The sequence below is a fragment of the Halorhodospira sp. 9621 genome (assembly GCF_022228055.1).
GTDB classification, from domain to species: Bacteria; Pseudomonadota; Gammaproteobacteria; order Nitrococcales; family Halorhodospiraceae; genus Halorhodospira; species Halorhodospira halophila_A.
The window spans coordinates 1-17,989 of the sequence record NZ_JAJNRD010000027.1 but is presented as its reverse complement, the minus strand read 5'-3'; the positions used below and the strand labels follow the sequence as shown (position 1 = coordinate 17,989).

Genomic DNA, 17,989 nt, shown 5'->3' with positions numbered 1-17,989 from the left:
GGAGGGATGGGATGACACAGACCGTCATCGTTGCCCTGGAGACAGCCACCGAGGGGTGCTCGGTGGCTGTCTACCGGGACGGTGATATCTTCGAGCACAGCGAAGAGGCCCCGCGTCGGCACACGGCGCGGCTGCTGCCGATGCTCGAGGCCGTGATGGCGGAGGCCGGTATCCGTGGCGAGCAGGTCTCGGCGGTGGCCTTTGGCCAGGGACCCGGGGCCTTTGCCGGGGTGCGCCTGGCGGCCTCTTCGGCCCAGGGGCTGTGCACGGCGTGGGGGGTGCCGGCGCTGCCGGTCTCCACCCTGGCCGCCCTGGCCGAAGGGGCCCGTCGCCGACACGGGGCGGGGCAGGTGCTGGCGGCCCTGGATGCCCGCATGGGGCAGGTCTACTGGGGCAGCTACCGCACCGTGGGGGGCACGGGGGTGGCGCTGGCGGGGGGTGTCGAGGCCGCCGATGCGCCGGAGGACGTGGACGGCGGCGGCACCGACTGGTTCGGGGTCGGGCGCGGCTTCGCCGCCTACGCCGGGCGGTTGCCGGACACCGGTGCCGGCTGTGACCCCGAGGCCCTGCCCGAGGCGCGCGACCTGTTGCCGATGGCGCTGGCCGCTTGGCAGGCCGGTCGCGCCATTCAGGCCGAGGCGGTGCGCCCGGTCTATCTGCGCGAGGGGGTCTAGACGCGCGCTACTTATCCCGGTCGAGGCAGTCCAAAAAGCCTTCCGCCAGCTGTTCAAGCAGCTGGAAATACGCCTCCGGTCCCGGTTCCAGGCCGGCCCCCAGGGGGTCGAGTTCGCCGGCGCGGGCATCCAGGCCGCGGACCAGCGAGCGGACGATGGCCGGCTGGAACTGCGGCTCGCTGAACACGCAGACGGCGTCCAGCTCGCGGATCTGTGCCCGCAGCTCGTTGAGATGGCGCGCCCCCGGGGGCTGTTCGGGGTGGATCGTCACCGCGCCGACGGCCTGGAGGCCGAAGCGGCGCTCAAAGTACTGATAGGCGTCGTGGAAGACAACGTAGGGGCGCCCGCGGACGGGTTCCAGGCGCTCGCTGAGCTCCGCCTCGAGCGCCGACAGGCGCTGCTTCTGCGCCTCGGCGTTGTCGCGGTAAGTGTCCGCGTGCTCGGGGTCCAGCTCGGCCAGCCGTTCGGCCACCGCGGCGGTGATCTGTTGAGCGTTCTGCGGATCCAGCCAGATATGGTAATCGGTGCGGTGGGCGTCTTCCGCGCCGTGGTCGTGCCCGTGCCCGTGCTTGTCCCAGGCCTCGCCGTCGCGGCCGCCAAGCAGGCGAATGCCGTGGATGTCGGCGGCGACCAGCACGCTCTCCGGGTCACCGCGAGCATCCAGGGCACGCTCCAGGAAGGCCTCCATGTGCGGGGAGATGTGGACGATGAGATCGGCATTGCGCACGGCGCGGGCCTCAGAGGGGCGCATGGCGTAGGTGTGCGGCGAATCCCCGGCCGAGAGCAGGAGCTCCGGCTCGCTGACCCCCTCGGTTACCCCGGCAACGAGGCTGTGTAGGGGCTTGATCGAGACGACCACCTGCGGTGCCGCTGCGGCGGATCCGGAGGCCAGCAGGGCGAGGGCGGTCAGGATGGCGGAAAGCGCTCGCATGGGTCGAATCCCCGGGATTTCTTCATGGAATCGTTATGTTATACAATACCAAAATGCGCAACAACGGCGAACACGACATGGCCCGCTTGCACCGCCCGCTGGTAACGGGTTTCCCCGGCGACGATCACGATCACGGCGTTTGCCGCGAGACGGTCCTGGCCACAGCTGATGCCATCTGTCGCGGCCGGGGTATGCGCTTTACGCGGTTGCGGCGTCGGGTGCTGGAGCTGATCTGGGACGAGCACCGTCCGGTCAAGGCGTACGAGCTGCTCGATCGCCTGCGCGCCGAGCGCACCGGTGCAGCGCCGCCGACGGTCTATCGCACCCTCGACTTCCTGCTCCAGGAAGGGCTGATCCATCGTGTCGAGTCGCTCAACGCTTACGTCGGTTGCGGCGATCCGGGGCATGTCCACCCCGTGCAGCTGCTCGTCTGCCGCTCCTGTGCTGCGGTGGCCGAGCTCGCCGACGACGACGTGGCCCAGCTGCTCCGGCAAAAGGCCGGGCAGCTTGGGTTTCAGGCCGATTCCGCCGTGGTTGAACTCGAAGGTGTATGCCCCCGGTGCAGCGGTTAGCCATGCAGGCGTCCGGTCCATCCGCGTTGATCCGCCTGCAGGACGTGGCCGTGGCCTTCAGCGGGCGTTCGATCCTGCAGGATGTCAGTCTGGACGTCGTGGCTGGACGGATCACGACGCTCGTCGGCAACAACGGCGCCGGAAAGACCACCTTGTTGCGGGTGGTGATCGGGCTCACGCATCCGTCTGCAGGGCAGGTGCGGCGGGCATCCCGGGTGCGCATCGGCTACGTGCCGCAGCACTTCTCCGTGGACGTCAACCTGCCCATTACGGCGCGGCGGTTCATGGCGCTGTCCGGGCGCGCGGACGCCGCCCGTTGGCAGGAGGTCGTGGCGGACACCGGCGTGGCGGGGCTCCTCGATCAACCCCTGCAGGGGCTCTCCGGCGGCGAGATGCGCCGCATCCTGCTCGCCCGTGCGCTGCTCCAGCACCCCTCGGTGCTGGCGCTCGACGAGCCGGCTGCGGGCCTGGACGGGCGCAGCCAGGGAGCCCTCTATCGGCTGATCGGCACGCTCCGGGATCGCTACGGCTGTGCCGTGGTGGTCATCTCCCACGACCTGAACCTGGTCATGGCGGCCAGTGACGAGGTGCTCTGCCTCGAGCATGGCCGGATCGCTTGCCGCGGTGCGCCGGCATCGGTGATCGAGCACCCGGAGTACCAAAAGCTCTTCGGTTCTCACCTGGGGCCGGATACCGGGGTGTTCCCTCACGACCACCATGATCATCCGGCGCACGGCCCGGCGGGAGGTGACCGTGGATGAATTCATCCTCACCGCGCTGGCCGCCGGCCTGGGCCTGGCCATGGTCGCCGGACCCCTGGGTAGCTTCGTGGTCTGGCGGCGGATGGCCTACTTCGGCGAGACCCTGGCGCACTCCGCGTTGCTGGGCGTGGCCCTGGGGTTTCTCTTCGGCATCAACCTCAACCTCGGCATCCTGGTGGTGTGTGTCGTTGTGGCGGTGCTGCTGGTCGTTCTGCGCCAGTACCAGCGGCTGGCCAGCGATACGGTGCTCGGCATCCTGGCGCACAGCTCCCTGTCCCTCGGGCTCGTGGCCATCGCCTTCATGGAAGGGCTGCGCGTCGATCTGATGGGGTATCTCTTCGGCGATATCCTGGCGGTGACGCCCACAGATCTCTACTGGATCTACGGCGGTGGGGTGCTGGTACTCGCCACCCTGGTGGGTATCTGGCGGCCGCTGCTCAGCCTCACGCTGCACGAGGAGATGGCGCGGGTGGAGGGGGTGCGCGTGCTGCCGGTTCAGCTCGTCTTCATGGCCCTGGTGGCGGCGACCATCGCCCTGGCCATGCAGATTGTCGGCATCCTGCTGGTGATCTCCATGCTGATTATCCCCGCTGCCGCGGCGCGGGCCTTCGCCCGGACCCCGGAGCAGATGGCGGTCGTAGCGGCACTGATCGGCGCGCTGGCGGTGCTGGGGGGGTTGGCCGGATCGTTCCGTTGGGATCTGCCCACCGGGCCGGCCATCGTGGTCAGTGCCACGGCCCTCTTCGCGGTGGTGACCAGCGTCCGGGGTGCGGTCGCTGCCCGCCTCTAGTTACGCGAGTCGCCTTACAGCGCCTGCGGGTCGACCTGGGGCGGCTCGCTGACCACCAACCGGTCGCCCTGCACCACGTTGTAGAAACAGGTGCGCCGCCCCGTATGGCAGGCCGGTCCCTGCTGGTCCACCCGCAGCAGGAGGGTGTCGCCGTCACAGTCGAGACGCAGCTCGCGCAGATACTGCACCTGCCCCGAAGATTCGCCCTTGCGCCAGAGCGTCCCGCGTGAACGGGAGTAGTAACAAACGCGGCCGGTCTGTAGGGTTTCCTCCAGGGCTTCCCGGTTCATCCAGGCGAGCATCAGCACCTCGTTGCTGTCGTGCTGCTGAGCGATCGCTGGCAGGAGGCCGTCGGCATTGAAGGGCAGGCTGTCGAGCACTGCCGACCAGTCCAGGCCGTCTCCCGGGCGAGCTGTCTCATTCTGTTCGATCATGGGGGGAGAGGATACAGACTGGAGGCGAGCGGCTGAAGCCGGCAAGCTGGATGGAGCGAGCAACAGGAGGAGTGCCTAGCCGTGTCGGATCCGATCAGTACCCTGGATGCCCACCGGGCCCTGGCCGAGGCCCTGAAGGACCCCGCGTGCTACCCGTGGCCGGTGGACAGCGTCGAGCGCATCGAGACCCACATCTCCACGGTGCTGCTCGCCGGGGATTACGTGGTCAAACTCAAGAAGCCGCTGGACCTTGGCTTCCTGGACTTCTCTAATCTGGAGCGACGCCGCTACTTCTGCGAAGAAGAGATCCGCCTTAACGGCCGGCTGGCCCCGCAGATCTACCTGCGCCGGGTTCCGATCGTCGGCACTCCCGGCGAGCCGCGCGTCGACGGCGACGGCACTGTGCTGGAGCACGCCGTGCTCATGCGCCGCTTCCCCGAGAACGAGCTGATGAGCCGCTTGCTGCGCGAGGGGCGCCTGCCCGCCGACGCCGTCGAGCGGCTGGCCGAGACCGTGGCGCGCTTCCATGCGGGGCTGCCGGCAGCCGGGGAGGAGAGCGAGTACGGCACCCTGGAGGCGGTGGCCGAGCCCATGCGCGCCAACTTCCGGGCCCTGGAAGCGTTGCCGGCGGCGGCCGCGCTGCGCGCCGAGCTGCGCGCCCTGGAGCGGTGGACCGAGGCGCAGCTGCAGCGGCTGGAGCCGCTGATCCTCCAGCGCCGCGCCAACGGCTCGGTGCGTGAGTGCCATGGCGATCTGCACTTGGGTAACGTGGCCTGGCACGACGACGCGCCCATCATCTTCGATGGCATCGAGTTCAATCCGGCCCTGCGCTGGATCGATACCGCCAGCGAGATCGCCTTCACTGTCATGGACCTGGATTTTGAAGGTGCCCGGCGGATGCGGTATCGCTTCCTTGACCGCTACCTGGAGCACAGTGGCGACTACCAGGCTCTGCCGCTGCTGCCCCTCTACGCCGTCTACCGGGCGCTGGTGCGGGCCAAGATCAACGGGCATGAGGCCGAGCAGGGTGCCGGCTGTGCCGCCCGGGAGGCCCTGGCCGAGCACGTCCAGCTGGCCCATGGATACACGGCGGCGCAGACGCCGGAGCTGGTGATCACCTACGGGCTGTCGGGTTCCGGCAAAAGCACACGGGCCCGTCGCCTGGTCGAGGAGCGGGGATTCGTGCGTCTGCGTTCGGATGTCGAGCGCAAGCGGCTGTTCGGCCTGGATCCGCGGGCGCGCTCCGACTCCGCCCTGGACAGCGGGTTGTACACCCCGGAAGCCACGCAGCGCACTTACGAGCGGCTGCAGGAGCAGGCTGAGCGTGCGCTGGAGGCCGGGTTTTCGGTGGTGGTGGATGCCGCGTTCCTCAAGGCCGAGCGGCGTCGGCCCTTCCTGGAGCTGGCTGCGCGCACCGGTTGCCGATTCCGTATCCTGCATGTACGGGCCGACGAGCAGACGCTGCGCGAGCGCCTGCGCAAGCGACTGGCCGAGGGGCGTGATCCCTCCGAGGCTGATGAGGCGGTGCTCGATGCGCAGCTGCGCACGGCCCAGCCGCCGTCCGGCGAAGAGGCGGCCTTCGTCGAAACCGTCGACGCGGACGGGTAAGATAGCCGGCCTTGCCCTGAGCCGGACCGAGGAGCGAAATGTCAGGAATCCCCAGCCAGCCCGGTGAGCCGGTGACCGATGTCGCTCAGCTTGCGGAACATCTCGAACGCGGAGCCCGGCCTCCGGAGCAGTGGCGGATCGGCACGGAGCATGAGAAGTTCGTCCACCATCTGGAGGACTTCAGCCCGGTCCCCTACGAGGGTCCGCGCGGTATCGGTGCCTTCCTCGAGGGGCTGGTGCGTTTCGGCTGGCACCCGGTCCGCGAAGACGGGCGGATCATCGCCCTCAAGCGCGAGGGGGGCGCCTCGGTCAGTCTCGAGCCGGGCGGGCAGGTGGAGCTCTCCGGCGCCCAGCTCGAGACCCTGCATGAGTCCTGCGTCGAGGTCCGCGAGCACCTCCAGCAAGTGGATACCGTGGCCCGCGAGCTGCAGATCGGGTTTTCCGGCTTCGGGTTCCACCCGGTCTGGCGACGCGAACAGATCCCCTGGATGCCCAAGGCCCGCTACGGCGTCATGCGCCGCTACATGCCGCAGGTCGGCAGCCTGGGCCTGGACATGATGCTGCGGACCTGCACGGTCCAGGTGAATCTGGACTTCTCCAGCGAGGCGGACATGGTCCGCAAGTTCCGTGTCGGCCTGGCGTTGCAGCCGATCGCCACGGCGCTGTTCGCCAACTCGCCGTTCACCGACGGCCGCCCCAACGGCTACCTGAGTTACCGCAGCCGGGTGTGGGAGGACACCGACCCGGATCGCTGCGGCATGCTTGGCTTCGTCTTCGAGTCGGGCATGGGCTTCGAGCGCTACGTGGACTACGTCCTCGACGTGCCCATGTACTTCGTCTACCGCAACGGGCAGTACATCGACTGCGCCGGCGAGTCCTTCCGCGACTTCATGGCCGGGCGGCTGCCGCAGCTGCCGGGCGAGCGGCCCACGCTCAGTGACTGGGACGACCACCTGACCACCCTCTTCCCCGAGGTGCGCCTGAAGCAGTTCCTGGAGATGCGCGGCGCCGACGGCGGGCCGTGGCGCGGCCTGTGTGCGCTGCCGGCGCTGTGGACCGGGCTGCTCTACGACGATGCGGCCCTGGCCGCCGCCGAGGCGCTGATCCGCGACTGGAGCGTCGAGGAGATCGTCACCCTGCGTCACGAGGTCCCGCGCACGGCGCTCGACACCCCGTTCCGTGATACCACGGTGGGGGTGCTGGCGCGGGAGGTGCTGACCATCGCCAGTGACGGGCTGCGCAATCGCCAGCGCCTGGATCAGCGCGGGCGGGACGAGCGCCGCCACCTGGAGCGGCTCTGGGAGATCGTCGACGCCGGACGGAGCCCGGCGCAGGAGTTGCTCGATGCCTACCACGGGCGTTGGGGCGGCTCGCTCGATCCGGTCTTCACCGAGTACGCCTATTAGCGAGCCAGGGGGCAGGGCTATGGAGACGGACCCGCGGGCGATCGTTGAACGCTACCTGCAGGCCCTTGAGGAGCGCGACTACGAGGCGGCCCGGGCGTGTCTTGCGGATCAGGGCTTCAGCTATACCAGCCCCATCGCCGCTTACACCCGGGCTGAAGACCTGCTGGATCACGCCATGATCGGCGGTTCGATCGTCCAGCAGCGCCAGGTGGTTAAGTGCTTCGTTGACGGTCCCGACGTCTGCCACATCCTGCGCTACTGCATCCAGCTCTCCGACAAGCAGCAGATCGACCTGGCCCACTGGGCGCGCGTCGAGCAGGGGCGGGTCGTCTCCATCCTGGCCATCTTCGACGCCCACGCCTACTGGACCCTGTTCGAAGAGCCCGAGCCGAGGCAGAACCCTTGCAGATTGACCTAGCTGCGGCACCGACCGACCCGGGCGCCTACGACGCGCGCAAACGCCGGCTGGCGGAGACCTTCACCAAGCTCTACCTGCGCGGTGCGTGGCGGCCTCTGGACCGGTTGGTGCGCCGGCTACACGCGGCCGATGCGGCGGCGGTGTTCGCCGAGCTGCCGGTCGCGCAGGTGGTCGATACCCTCCAGGCGGTGAGTCGCCCCCGTCACGCGGCGCGGATTGTCAACGAGATGCCCCAGGCGCTGCGCCATCAGGTCGTCGAGGCCTTGCCCCGCGAAGAGCTGGCGGAGCTGCTGGAGAATTTTCGACCCGATGAGCTGACGGACCTGATCCAGGCCCTGCCGGAGGATCGGCGCGAGCATCCGCTCTCCGCGCTGCCCGCTGACAGCCGCGACGAACTGGATAGCCTGCTGGCTCACGATCCCGGGGCCGCCGGTGGTCTGATGACCACGGAGTTCTTTGCCCTGCACGAGATGGTCACCGTGCGCGAGGCGATCGATGCCCTGCGGGGATACTCCGATGCCGAGATGGTCTTCTATCTCTTCCTGACCGACGAGGCCGGCCACCTGACCGGGGTTATCTCGCTGCGCCAGCTGCTGCTCGCCCGGGAGGACGCCCAGGTGGCAGAGTTCATGAGCCGGCGGGTCATCCGCGTGCGCACCGACACCGAGGAGGAGCAGGTCTCGCGGCTCTTTGATAAGTACCGGCTGCTCGCGCTGCCGGTGGTGGACGAGGCGGATGTCCTGGTGGGCATCGTGACGGTCGACGACATCATCGACGTCATCGGTGAGTCCACCACCGAGGACATGCTCCGCATGGCCGGTACCCGGCAGTCGGAGATGCTCACCGACTCGGTCTTCCGGATCGCCGGGGTGCGCCTGCCCTGGTTGTTCGCCGCCTTCCTCGGCGGGTTGGGGGCGACGGCCGTGATCGGGCAGTACGAGGACATCCTCGGCCAAGTTATTATCCTCAGCGCCTTCGTGCCCATCATCATCGGCATGGCCGGTAATGTCGGCGTCCAGTCCGCCACGGTCACCGTCCGCGGCCTGGCCACCGGCGCGATCCATCTGCGCGATACCCTGGCCATGGTCTTCAAGGAGCTGCGGGTGGGGTTGTTGCTGGGTGCCTTCTACGGCGTGATCCTCGCCCTCTACGGCTTGTGGATGTACGACAGCCTGCAGCTCGGTCAGGTGGTCGGGCTGACCATCCTCACCAACATGGCCGGCGCGGCGCTGTTGGCGGTCTCCCTGCCGATGCTCTTCGTGCGCTTGAATGCCGACCCGGCGGTGGCGACCGGGCCTTTCGTCACCACCGCCATCGACGTGCTCGGGGTGCTCAACTACTTCGTCATCGCCAGCCTGATCTACGGCCTGTAGGCGGCCCCGCGCCGGGATGACGCGGGTACTAGCGCTCCTCCCCCGGTCCGTAGGACACTACCGGGCGTTGCCCAGGCTCCCGGGGGAGCGCAGCGCAGGTCGTGTCGATGTCGGGCCGCAGTCTCTATACCCTGATGTACGTGGTGGCCACGGCCATCTGCGTGGGGATCAGTGTCTACCTCTCGTACTACGGCTACTACAGCCACTTGCAGGAGCTGGCGATCTTCTTTGCCGCTCTGCTCGGGATCTTCCTCTTCGGCACCGACATGTTGCTGCGCCGCTTCCGGCTCGAGGGGCGCAGCCCGCTCAAGCCGCTGGCCTTCTTTGTCATCATCGCCTTCTTCAGCGGCGCGAGTAACTACAACTTCCTCTACACCAACTTCATGGAGCGGGACATGGCCGAGCGCGTGGTCAGCGACCAGTTCTCGGTCTTCCGCGACGACCTGACCGCCACGCGCAGCGCACTGGCCGACGCTCCGATCATCGAGCAGGTGGCCGAGCAGCGTCGCGAGCTGGCCCGCTCGCTGGACAACCTGGACACCCAGATCAACGATCCGCTGCGCCCCGGCTGCGGGGCGCGCTGCCGCGAGCACATCGAGCAGATCCACGATCAGCTCGGCGGCGCGCCGACAGAGCTCGCCGTGCCCTCGCCGGATGCCGGCGCCGAGGCCAACGAGCGCTGGTACGAGCACTTCCGCGAGGCGGTCATCAGCGACTTCGAGAACGGCGTCGTGCCCGAGGCGTACCACCGGACCCGGGAGCTGATCGGGCAGATCGACGGCCTGCTCGAGCGCTACGACGACCCGTACCGCGCACTGGCCGAGGAGCTCGAGCGGCGGGAGCGAGCCCTGCTGGAGCGCCGAGACTTCGAGATCATTGCCACCCTGCGCACCCACTCCCGCGAGGTGCAGCGCCGCGCCAACGTGCTTCTGCCCGAGGCGGATCAGGTGCAGCACCGCGTCATCCGTTCGGAGCTGGATAAGCTCGGCGAGATCCCGATCAGTGTGCGCGACGGCTTCATCGACCGCCCCAACCCCGGGGTGACGGCGGTCTCGGTGATCCTCGGGGTGTTCGTCGACGTGGCCCCGGTGCTCTTCGCCTGGCTGATCTTCGCGCCCGCGTCAGCCGGTGCGCGCGGTGGCGGTTCCACCGGTCGGGGGCGTAATCGGGTGGCGACGCGCTAGCGGGCAAGGAGGGGGAAACCGTGGTCGAACCCAAGGAGTCACGCTGGCAGCTGCGGCGCTACTACGAGCGCCGCCCGGAGCAAGAGCCGTCGGCCGAGGAGGGCGGCGAGCAGGAACCGTCCTCGGCCCCCACCCCGTGGCCCTCGCCGGAGGAGCGCCTGGCCGCCGACGTGGAGCCGGTGCAGCGTGGCGCGCTGATCGACGACAACATCGACCAGCGCCAGGGCAATTACCTGATCTCCTTCGGCTTCCCGGGTTCCGGCAAGACCACCTTCCAGTCCTTCCTGGCCTACTACGTCACCCACATCGGCCCCTTCGAGGCCCAGCCGCTCATCGCCCCGGAGCAGAGCGTCCAGGGCTGGGAGCCGATGGCCATCTTCAACGAGTGGATGCGCATTTGGGGCCAGGGACGCTTCCCCCCGGCAAACCCGGTGGACGAGGGCGACATCCGCGAGCTGAGCTTCCGGGTCCGGCCGCTGCAGGGTACTGGCGAACCGGTGGATCTGAGCTTCCTCGAGGCCTCCGGTGAGCTCATGACCCAGGTGGTGGCCGACCGGGTGCGTGACCCGGCCATGATCGAGACCCTCAGCCGCTACTTCGCCAACGAGCAGCTGCGGCTGATCCTGGTGTTGGTGGTCGACCCGGAGCACGGCGAGGAGAACGACATCCTCTTCCAGAACCTGCTCGCCTTCCTCGATCTGCACTTCCCGGCCCTGCGCGGGCGCACCTCGCTGGCGGTACTGGTCTCCAAGCCGGAGCAGGCCCTGCGCCGGCTGCAGGAGCGCGATGAGCACTACCGCCGTTACGAGGAGCTCAGCGCCGACGCCTGCGAGGCCTTCGTGCAGCGCTTTGCGCCGCGCACCTACCGCATCCTCGACGGCTGGACGGACCAGGATCGGGTGCAGCTCATGGCGCTGCACCTGGGCACGGTGACCGACGGCGAGCACGGGCCGCGGCTGCAGGAGCCGGACTACGACGACATCCGCGACATCTTCGCCTGGATCTACGGCCAGTTCGGCGGCGGGCGGATGGGCCCGACCTGGTGGCAGCGCATCCTGGAGTGGCTGCGCCTATGAGCGAAGCGGCGCCGACGATCCTCGGCCGCTGCGCCTTCGCCACCGTGCGCGGACTCACCGTCCATGGCAGCGGCGCCCTGGCCGGGCTGTCCGGGTTCCCCCAGGCGGTGGAGTTCCGCGGCCGCGGTGGCGACGACCACGCCCTGCCGGCCGCCGGGGAGCAATTGGTCTTCCGCCGCGTGGTGCGTTACCAGGACGGCGCCGACCCCGAGCGCGGTGGTCGCCTGGATCTGATCGGTACACTGGTCCGCCGCCTGGATGCCAGCCGTCGGGTGGGCTATGCCGGCGCCTGCGTGGCGGTGGCCCACCGCGACCTGGAGGCGTACGCCGCGGCCCTGGACGAGGCGCAGGGTCTGGTCCGCCAGGTGGACGAGGTCCTTGCCGAGGGCAGCGCCGCGCGCTGGTCCCGGGAGGCCCGCGGCGATCGGGAAGCGGGCCGCCGGCGCTTCGCGTTCGAGGGCCGCGGCGCCGGTCGCGTGCTTTGGCTCCACCGCGGCACCGCCGCCGAGGCCGATCCGGCGCTTGTCCCGGAGGCCCTGCGCCAGCTGGCCTGGCTGGATGCCTACGCGCTCACCGGGGTGTTGATCTTCCCGGCGGCACGGCCGGGCTCGCGCGCCGTGGACAGCGACCTGATCGCCGGCTTTCGGCGCGCCAAGCAGCAGGAGATCGAGGGCGTGGAGGCGGGCTTCCGGGCCGAGTTCGAGCGCCGCCTGGCGGAGATCGAGTACGAGTACCAGGCCGCCACCCGGGCAGCGTCGCCGCCGCAGCCCCGCGGCGACGACTAGGGCACCACCAGCACCGGGAGCTGCACGGCCTCGATCAGCGAGCGGGTGTCGTGTTCGGCTAGCAGGGCGCTGCGGCGGCTGATGATCAGCTTGTCCACGGGGGCACGGCTCAGGTGCCGGGCCAGGGCGGTCGGCGATCCGGCGGGCGTTAGCCACTGGGCGTTGGGGCAGTGCCGGGCCGCCCAGGCGCGGGCCGGGTCGTCGCCGTCGGGTAGGGGAGCCGCGTGGTCGGGGATGAACCGGGCCAGGATCTCACCCTCGCCGAGCAGGGCGGCGGCACGGGTCAGCGTCCGGACGCCCGGCTCGCCGGATTCGACGACCACGGCCACGCCGTGCCCCGTGCGGGGCTGCAATGGCCGCTCGAAGACCATCACCGGCCCCGGTGTGCCGAAGACGATGGCGCGGGCCGTGGAGCCGATGCGCAGCCCGCGGGCACGGGCGTAGCCCACCTTGCCCAGGACCAGCAGATCATCGCGGTTAACCAGGCTCAGGGTCTCGCGGACGACCCCGCCCCGGCAGACCTCCAGGCGGTAGTGCACGCCCCGGTGCCGGCCAGTCTGCGCCAGCGCCTTGCGGATCGCCTCGGCACGGGTGCGCATGCGCTGCTCTTCGATGCCGGTCTCCAGGGGGCGGACGGCCCCGGAGAGACCCATCTCGCGGGCCCAGGGGTACCCGGCACAGCGCAGCAGCGCCTCCTCCTCGACGAAGATCGCCAGCAGCTCGGCGCCGAGCTGGGCGGCCAGCTCGGCGGCCGCCTCCAGCGCCTCCAGACTGGCCCGCGAAGCATCCAGCAGGACGACTACCCGGCGCGGTGACCCCTGCTCCGGCATGCGCTCAGTCATCGTCATCCTCCGCGGCCTCGTCCGCATCGCCCCCGCCGCGCCGGCGCTGGCTCCGGGCGAATGCCTCCAGGCGGTCGGCCACGGCGCGGTTCACCGACCCCTGCGGGTACGCACCGGCATCATCCCAAACGCCGGCGGGCCGGCCGGTGAGCAGCTCCAACGCCTCATCCACATGGCTCAGCGGGTAGATGTGGAACTGCCCGGCGGCCACTGCGTCGCGCACCTCCTGGCGCAGCATCAGGTGCACCACGTTGCTCGCCGGCAGCGCCACCCCCTGCCGGCCGGTCAGCCCGCGCCGCCGGCAGACCTCGAAGAAGCCCTCGATCTTCTCGTTCACCCCGCCGACGGCCTGCACCTCGCCGAGTTGGTTCACCGAGCCGGTGACGGCGATGCCGTGATCCAGCGGGACGCGGCCGATGGCCGAGAAGAGCGCGCAGAGCTCGGCCACCGAGGCGCTGTCGCCGTCGATGCCGCCGTAGGACTGTTCGAAGGCGAGGCTCGCTGAGAGCGACAGGTCGCCCTCCGGGGCGAAGCGGCTGGCGAGAAAGCGCGAGAGGATCATCACCCCCTTGGAGTGGATCTTGCCGCCGAGCTTCGCCTCGCGCTCGATGTCCACCAGCTGCCCGCGCCCGGGGCGGGCGGTGGCGGTGATCCGCGTCGGCCGGCCGAAGCCGAAATCGCCCAGCTGCAGGACCGAGAGCCCGTTGACCGAGGCGGTGTGGTGCCCCTCGGTGTGGATCACCAGCGTGCCGCGCTCGATGGTCTCCTGGCTGCGATCGCGGATGCGCCCGGCGCGACGCTCCTGGGCGGCGAGGGCGCGCTCGATGTGGTCTTGGCCGATAATCTCGGCGCCGTCGCCGGTGGCGTAGTGATCCGCCTCCTGCAGCAGATCGGTGATGGCCCGCCCGCCGGCGGCCAGCCGCTCGCTGTCATCGGCCATGCGGCTGCCGTGCTCGATCACCCGGGCCGCGGCGAAGCGGTCCAGGTGGCGTAGACGGCGCTGGCGGACCAGGGTGGCGAGCATACGGGCGTAGAGCTGCTGGGTCTCGGCGTCCCGGGGCAGGTCGTCCTCCAGGTCGGCCTCGACCTTGAACAGCTCCGGGAAGTCCGGGTCGTAGGCCGAGAGCAGGTAGTAGACCATCCGGTCGCCGAGCAGCACCACCTTGGTGCGCAGCGGCATCGGTTCCGGCTCCAGGGTGACCGTGGTCCAGAAGCCGTGGACCTGCTCCAAGGACTCGATGCGCACCTCGCCGGCGGAGAGCGTCCGTTTGAGCGATGGCCAGGCCAGCGGCTGGGTGAGGATGCGGTGGGCATCGACGATCAGATAGCCGCCGTTGGCCTGGTGCAGCGAGCCGGGGCGGATCAGGTTGAAGTCCGTGAGCAGCGCCCCCTGGTGCACGTGATGCTCGGTGCGGCCCACCAGCCGTTGGTGGGTGGGCATGTCCTCGTAGACCACCGGCGCGCCGTCGGCCGGGTCGTGGGCGAGCAGCAGGTTGGCCCGGTAGCGGCCGAGGATGTACTCCACGTGGTCTTGCTCGCCGGAGCGGAAGGCGTCCACGTGCTCGATGATGTCGTTGCGGACGGCGTCCAGGTGGGCGGCGGCCAACGGCAGCTCGCCGTAGCGCTGGCGCAGCTCCTGGATGCGCTGGCCGACCGCGAGCAGGGTCATCTCCTCATTGAGCTTGCGGACCTGCTCCTGGATCTCCTTGCGCCACTTGGGGATCTGCTTGACCACCGACTGCAGCCGCTCCTGCAGGAACTCGATGGCCTCCTGATAGCGCCGGCGCTCCTCCTCGGGCAGCTGCTGGAACTGCTCCGGCTCGATCACCTCGCCCTCCTTGACCGGGGCGAAGCTGAATCCCGAGGGGGTCTGCAGCAGCGTGACGTCGTACTGCTCCGCCTCCTTCTGGATCGCCTCGAAGGCCTCGCGCTGGCGGCGGTTGAGCTGCTGCTGCAGCTCCTGCAGCCGGTTCTGGTACTCGTCGCTTTCGAAGGTGGCCGGGATGGTGCTGCGCAGCTCCTCGATCAGCTGCTCCAGATCGTGGCGCCAGCGCGCCCCCTGGCCCGGCGGCAGGCGCAGCAGCCGCGGCCGCGTGGGCTCCTCGAAGTTGTTCAGGTAGCACCAGTCCGAGGGCGTCGCCTCGCGCGCGGCACGCTCGGCCAGCAGCCGATGGACCATCTCCAGCTTGCCGTCGCCCTCCGGCCCCATCACGAACAGATTGAAGCCCGAGGCGCGCATGCTCGCGCCCAGATCCATCGCCTCCAGGGCCCGTTCCTGCCCGGGCGGGCGGTCCATGGCCGAGAGCTCCTCGGTGGTGCGGAAACCGAGCTGCTCCGGGTCACAGACCCGGTAGAGGCGCTCCAGTGAAAGGGGCTCGGGTGCAGCCATGCTCATCTCCCATCCCTGCCGTCATTGATGCGTAGCACCCTACCACTGGTAAGACCCCAGGCGGCCTAGACGACTCCGCCCAGGCTGCAGCGACCACCAACCGTCCATCCAGACGGGTTCGCTTAGGCAAATGTGTCAATGATTCTTACATCGATTCCATTTTTCCCAACATGGAAATCGACAACGCTTTGAAATAAAAAAAGAAAAAATTTGGCACGAGGCTTGCGAGTAGTGCGGTGCCGACGCCGTCACGACGCTTCCAAGCGCAATCGGGCAACCAGCGTCGGCAGGTGTCGCAATGGCAACCAAGGGTCACGCCAATCACATTATGGGGTGTCATCATGAACAAGATTCGATCCGCACTATCCGCATCACTGCTGGCAGTGGCTGTAGGGGTACCCATGCACGCCGCTGCCGATCCTATTCCTGTTGATCTGGAGCTGGTGCTAGCGGTGGATGTCTCCGGCAGCGTCAACACCCCCCGCTATCAAGCACAAAAGACCGGCTATATTGAGGCGTTCCGCAATCCGCTGGTCCACAGCGCCATCGGCAGTGGCGTGATCGGCTCTATCGCCACGACCTACATGGAGTGGTCAGGAGCGACCCAGCAGTCGCAGCAGGTCGGCTGGACACAAATTGGCTCAGCAGCGGCGGCGAATTCCTTTGCCGACGCCATCGAGGCGACAACCAGGGCCTTCAGTGGCGCGACCAGCATCTCAGGGGCCATCGACTGGTCAGTTGACTCCATCCAAAACAATGAGTTCGCAGGCACGCGACAGATCATTGATATCTCCGGCGATGGCACCAACAACTCTGGCCGCTCAGTCACAGCCGCGCGAGACGACGCCGTAGACGCAGGAATGACCATCAATGGCATCGCCATTGAGGAGGTCACCAACTTTAGCCTCACCGATTACTTCGCAAACAACGTCATCGGCGGTGACAGCAGCTTCGTTTTGACTGCCGATACCTTCGAGGACTTCGAAGATGCCATTCTGTTAAAGCTTCAGCGCGAAATCGACCCCAACGGCATACCGGTACCCGGCACCGCGGCGCTCTTCGGCCTGGGGTTGCTGCTGCTTGCCGGTGGCGGGCGCTTCAGCCGCCGGATTGCAGGTGCTCCGGCACAGAGACCTACGGTAATGGCCTAACCAGGAAAGAGGGTGAACCGACGGCCGGGACCTTTTCCCGGTCGTTGCCAACTGCGGTTCGATGGTCCGCGCGCATTGGGGGGAGCAACATGAATCAGCACCGAAAGAAGCCGTTACATTGCGCAAGATCCGTTGTCGGGATCGCCGCACTGCTGCTTTTCGGGGCCGTGACGGGCTGCGGGCCGACCCAGATGAGCGAAGAGGAACATTTGGAGCGTGCCGCCCATTACCAAGCTGAAGGCAATCCCGAAGCCGAAGCCATTGAACTGCGTAGCGCGCTTCGGCAAAACCCCGAAAACATTGATGCTCACCACCGGCTCGGGGTTATCTATTTGAGCTTGGGGCGCACCGAGGACGCCATCCGCGCCTTGGAGCGAGCCCAGGAGAGATCCGGCGGGGATGTGGACGACGAGATCCGCTTGGATTTGGGGCGCGCCTACTGGCAAGCGCGCCGCGCTGAGGACACGCTGCAAACCCTTAATACCTCCTTCAGCGCGGCTGAGCACCAACTGGACGCGGCACTGCTACGCGGTCACGCCCTCGCCTCCGAGAACCGCATTATGGAAGCAGAAGCGGCGTATCGTCAGGCATTGCGGAACGACCCTGAACGCCTCAGCGCTATGGTCGGGTTGGCCCGCATGCGGGCCACATCGGGAGACAAGGCGGAAGCTCGAAAACTCGTTGAGTCGGCGCTCGAGCACGACGAGAGCTATGGGCCGGCGTGGAGACTGCTTGGCGAACTAGAGCAGTCCACCAACCCCAATGCCGCCGAGGCAGCCTTTACCCGCAGCATCGAGGATCAGCAAACCGCCGATGCTGGCCGCTTCCATCGGGGGCTACTTCGGTTGCAGAGGGGCGATTTGGAAGGAGCCCGGGAGGACGCACAAGCGCTGGAAGGGCACGACAGGCAACTCCCCCACGCTGCCTACCTCCGCGGCGTAACTCACTTTTTCGCCGACGACTTCGCGGCCGCGGCAGATGAGTTTGAAGACGTGCTGCGGCGCATGCCGGACCACCATTCCTCGGTTCTCTTCGCTGGCTTGGCGCACTTCGGCCGTGGCTCCTCAGCACAGGCGGAATCCCGCCTCGAACAGGTTCTCCAACAACATCCTGGCTTTCCGCCGGCGGTAAGAGTGTTGGCCGCATTGCGGGAGGGCCGCGGTGATACGGCCAATGCCGAGCGTTTGTTGCAGGAACTCATCGATACGAACCCCGGAGACTTGGCATCGATTCATCAGCTGGCCCGTCTCGAATTAGCCGAAGGCCGACTCGATGACGGCTTACCCCGCTTGGTGGCGTGGGCACAAAGCCAACCGCAATCGGTGAGGGGCCGACTGACCTTGGCCCGCGCCCACTTGGCCGATGGCGAGGCCGATCTCGCCATCGAACAGCTGCAGACGGCTCAGAAGATGGCGCCCGATGCCCTTGAGCCGAGAGTTACATTAATTGTGCATTACCTGGAGAACAGCCTCTATCAGGAGGCGTTGGAAGAGGCTGAGGACCTGGTGGAACGCCATCCCGATGAAGCCGTGGCCCACAATCTCGCTGGCACGGCACTGCTCGGACTGCAACGTCCTGACAGCGCCAGGGACGCC

17 protein-coding genes are annotated in these 17,989 nt (G+C 68.3%); 13 read left to right on the top strand and 4 right to left on the bottom strand.

All coding sequences use genetic code 11. From position 1 onward, the window contains the following. Positions 1-11: 11 nt before the first annotated feature. The gene (gene tsaB, locus LRF89_RS11010; protein ID WP_238634451.1) at positions 12-674 is read left to right on the top strand and encodes a tRNA (adenosine(37)-N6)-threonylcarbamoyltransferase complex dimerization subunit type 1 TsaB; all 663 of its coding nucleotides are present in this window, start codon (positions 12-14) and stop codon (positions 672-674) included. 7 nt (positions 675-681) lie between these two features. On the opposite strand, the gene znuA is transcribed toward tsaB, so the two are convergent. Then, positions 682-1,605: a zinc ABC transporter substrate-binding protein ZnuA gene (znuA, locus tag LRF89_RS11005; protein WP_238637118.1), complete on the bottom strand. Its 924-nt coding sequence runs from the start codon at positions 1,603-1,605 to the stop codon at positions 682-684. Positions 1,606-1,640: 35 nt separating this feature from the next. On the opposite strand from znuA, the gene LRF89_RS11000 reads away from it, so the two are divergent. The 3 genes from LRF89_RS11000 to znuB are packed head-to-tail and all read left to right on the top strand — an operon-like array spanning position 1,641 to position 3,728. Then, positions 1,641-2,177: a Fur family transcriptional regulator gene (locus LRF89_RS11000; protein ID WP_274519762.1), complete on the top strand. Its 537-nt coding sequence runs from the start codon at positions 1,641-1,643 to the stop codon at positions 2,175-2,177. Beyond that, entirely contained in the window at positions 2,156-2,938 is a 783-nt protein-coding gene (locus tag LRF89_RS10995) for an ATP-binding cassette domain-containing protein (protein WP_443134964.1), read from the top strand. Before LRF89_RS11000 ends, LRF89_RS10995 begins: the two co-directional genes overlap by 22 nt. Further along, complete coding sequence (gene znuB, locus LRF89_RS10990; RefSeq protein WP_207189713.1) at positions 2,895-3,728, top strand: zinc ABC transporter permease subunit ZnuB; 834 nt, start codon at positions 2,895-2,897, stop codon at positions 3,726-3,728. Before LRF89_RS10995 ends, znuB begins: the two co-directional genes overlap by 44 nt. 14 nt (positions 3,729-3,742) lie before the next feature. Here znuB and hisI read toward each other — a convergent pair whose 3' ends face one another. Then, positions 3,743-4,162 carry a phosphoribosyl-AMP cyclohydrolase gene (gene hisI / locus LRF89_RS10985; protein ID WP_238637116.1) on the bottom strand — a complete coding sequence of 140 codons (420 nt, stop codon included), beginning with the start codon at positions 4,160-4,162 and terminating at the stop codon, positions 3,743-3,745. Between the two features lie 81 nt (positions 4,163-4,243). Here hisI and LRF89_RS10980 point away from each other — a divergent pair, with 81 nt between their 5' ends. The 7 genes from LRF89_RS10980 (at position 4,244) to LRF89_RS10950 (ending at position 12,012) form a co-directional block, all read left to right on the top strand. After that, entirely contained in the window at positions 4,244-5,770 is a 1,527-nt protein-coding gene (locus LRF89_RS10980) for an AAA family ATPase (RefSeq protein ID WP_201241739.1), read from the top strand. Between the two features lie 38 nt (positions 5,771-5,808). Then, positions 5,809-7,176: a glutamate--cysteine ligase gene (locus LRF89_RS10975; RefSeq protein WP_201241740.1), complete on the top strand. Its 1,368-nt coding sequence runs from the start codon at positions 5,809-5,811 to the stop codon at positions 7,174-7,176. Positions 7,177-7,195: 19 nt separating this feature from the next. After that, positions 7,196-7,594 (top strand): nuclear transport factor 2 family protein, encoded by a 399-nt coding sequence (locus LRF89_RS10970; RefSeq protein WP_238637115.1) that lies wholly within the window; start codon positions 7,196-7,198, stop codon positions 7,592-7,594. Then, a complete protein-coding gene (gene mgtE, locus LRF89_RS10965) occupies positions 7,579-8,967 on the top strand; it encodes a magnesium transporter (RefSeq protein WP_238637114.1) in 1,389 nt (462 codons plus the stop codon). Before LRF89_RS10970 ends, mgtE begins: the two co-directional genes overlap by 16 nt. A gap of 107 nt (positions 8,968-9,074) precedes the next feature. After that, the gene (locus LRF89_RS10960; protein WP_201171316.1) at positions 9,075-10,151 is read left to right on the top strand and encodes a hypothetical protein; all 1,077 of its coding nucleotides are present in this window, start codon (positions 9,075-9,077) and stop codon (positions 10,149-10,151) included. Positions 10,152-10,171: 20 nt separating this feature from the next. Continuing rightward, complete coding sequence (locus LRF89_RS10955; protein WP_201171314.1) at positions 10,172-11,227, top strand: hypothetical protein; 1,056 nt, start codon at positions 10,172-10,174, stop codon at positions 11,225-11,227. After that, positions 11,224-12,012, top strand: coding sequence for a hypothetical protein (locus LRF89_RS10950; protein WP_201171312.1), 789 nt, complete (start codon positions 11,224-11,226; stop codon positions 12,010-12,012). The genes LRF89_RS10955 and LRF89_RS10950 overlap by 4 nt, the downstream gene beginning before the upstream one ends. Here the strand turns inward: LRF89_RS10950 and LRF89_RS10945 are convergent. Together LRF89_RS10945 and LRF89_RS10940 are read right to left on the bottom strand one after the other, a co-directional pair. After that, on the bottom strand, positions 12,009-12,854 hold the full coding sequence (locus LRF89_RS10945) for a universal stress protein (RefSeq protein WP_201171310.1): 846 nt from the start codon (positions 12,852-12,854) through the stop codon (positions 12,009-12,011). The two genes, LRF89_RS10950 and LRF89_RS10945, sit on opposite strands and share 4 nt — an antisense overlap. Then, positions 12,847-15,243: a Lon protease family protein gene (locus LRF89_RS10940; protein WP_238637113.1), complete on the bottom strand. Its 2,397-nt coding sequence runs from the start codon at positions 15,241-15,243 to the stop codon at positions 12,847-12,849. Before LRF89_RS10940 ends, LRF89_RS10945 begins: the two co-directional genes overlap by 8 nt. Before the next feature lie 341 nt (positions 15,244-15,584). Between LRF89_RS10940 and LRF89_RS10935 the strand changes: the two genes are divergently transcribed. Together LRF89_RS10935 and LRF89_RS10930 are read left to right on the top strand one after the other, a co-directional pair. Further along, positions 15,585-16,394, top strand: coding sequence for a DUF1194 domain-containing protein (locus LRF89_RS10935; protein WP_238637112.1), 810 nt, complete (start codon positions 15,585-15,587; stop codon positions 16,392-16,394). Positions 16,395-16,483: 89 nt separating this feature from the next. Continuing rightward, the coding region (locus tag LRF89_RS10930; RefSeq protein WP_238637111.1) for a tetratricopeptide repeat protein at positions 16,484-17,989 on the top strand (1,506 nt) is incomplete at its 3' end.

Coding starts and splice junctions, on each gene's coding strand:
- tsaB (WP_238634451.1), top strand. CDS start 12: ATGACACAGACCGTCATCGTTGCCCTGGAGACAGCCACCGAGGGGTGC.
- znuA (WP_238637118.1), bottom strand. CDS start 1,605: ATGCGAGCGCTTTCCGCCATCCTGACCGCCCTCGCCCTGCTGGCCTCC.
- LRF89_RS11000 (WP_274519762.1), top strand. CDS start 1,641: ATGTTATACAATACCAAAATGCGCAACAACGGCGAACACGACATGGCC.
- LRF89_RS10995 (WP_443134964.1), top strand. CDS start 2,156: ATGCCCCCGGTGCAGCGGTTAGCCATGCAGGCGTCCGGTCCATCCGCG.
- znuB (WP_207189713.1), top strand. CDS start 2,895: ATGATCATCCGGCGCACGGCCCGGCGGGAGGTGACCGTGGATGAATTC.
- hisI (WP_238637116.1), bottom strand. CDS start 4,162: ATGATCGAACAGAATGAGACAGCTCGCCCGGGAGACGGCCTGGACTGG.
- LRF89_RS10975 (WP_201241740.1), top strand. CDS start 5,809: ATGTCAGGAATCCCCAGCCAGCCCGGTGAGCCGGTGACCGATGTCGCT.
- LRF89_RS10970 (WP_238637115.1), top strand. CDS start 7,196: ATGGAGACGGACCCGCGGGCGATCGTTGAACGCTACCTGCAGGCCCTT.
- LRF89_RS10960 (WP_201171316.1), top strand. CDS start 9,075: ATGTCGGGCCGCAGTCTCTATACCCTGATGTACGTGGTGGCCACGGCC.
- LRF89_RS10950 (WP_201171312.1), top strand. CDS start 11,224: ATGAGCGAAGCGGCGCCGACGATCCTCGGCCGCTGCGCCTTCGCCACC.
- LRF89_RS10945 (WP_201171310.1), bottom strand. CDS start 12,854: ATGACTGAGCGCATGCCGGAGCAGGGGTCACCGCGCCGGGTAGTCGTC.
- LRF89_RS10940 (WP_238637113.1), bottom strand. CDS start 15,243: ATGGCTGCACCCGAGCCCCTTTCACTGGAGCGCCTCTACCGGGTCTGT.
- LRF89_RS10935 (WP_238637112.1), top strand. CDS start 15,585: ATGAACAAGATTCGATCCGCACTATCCGCATCACTGCTGGCAGTGGCT.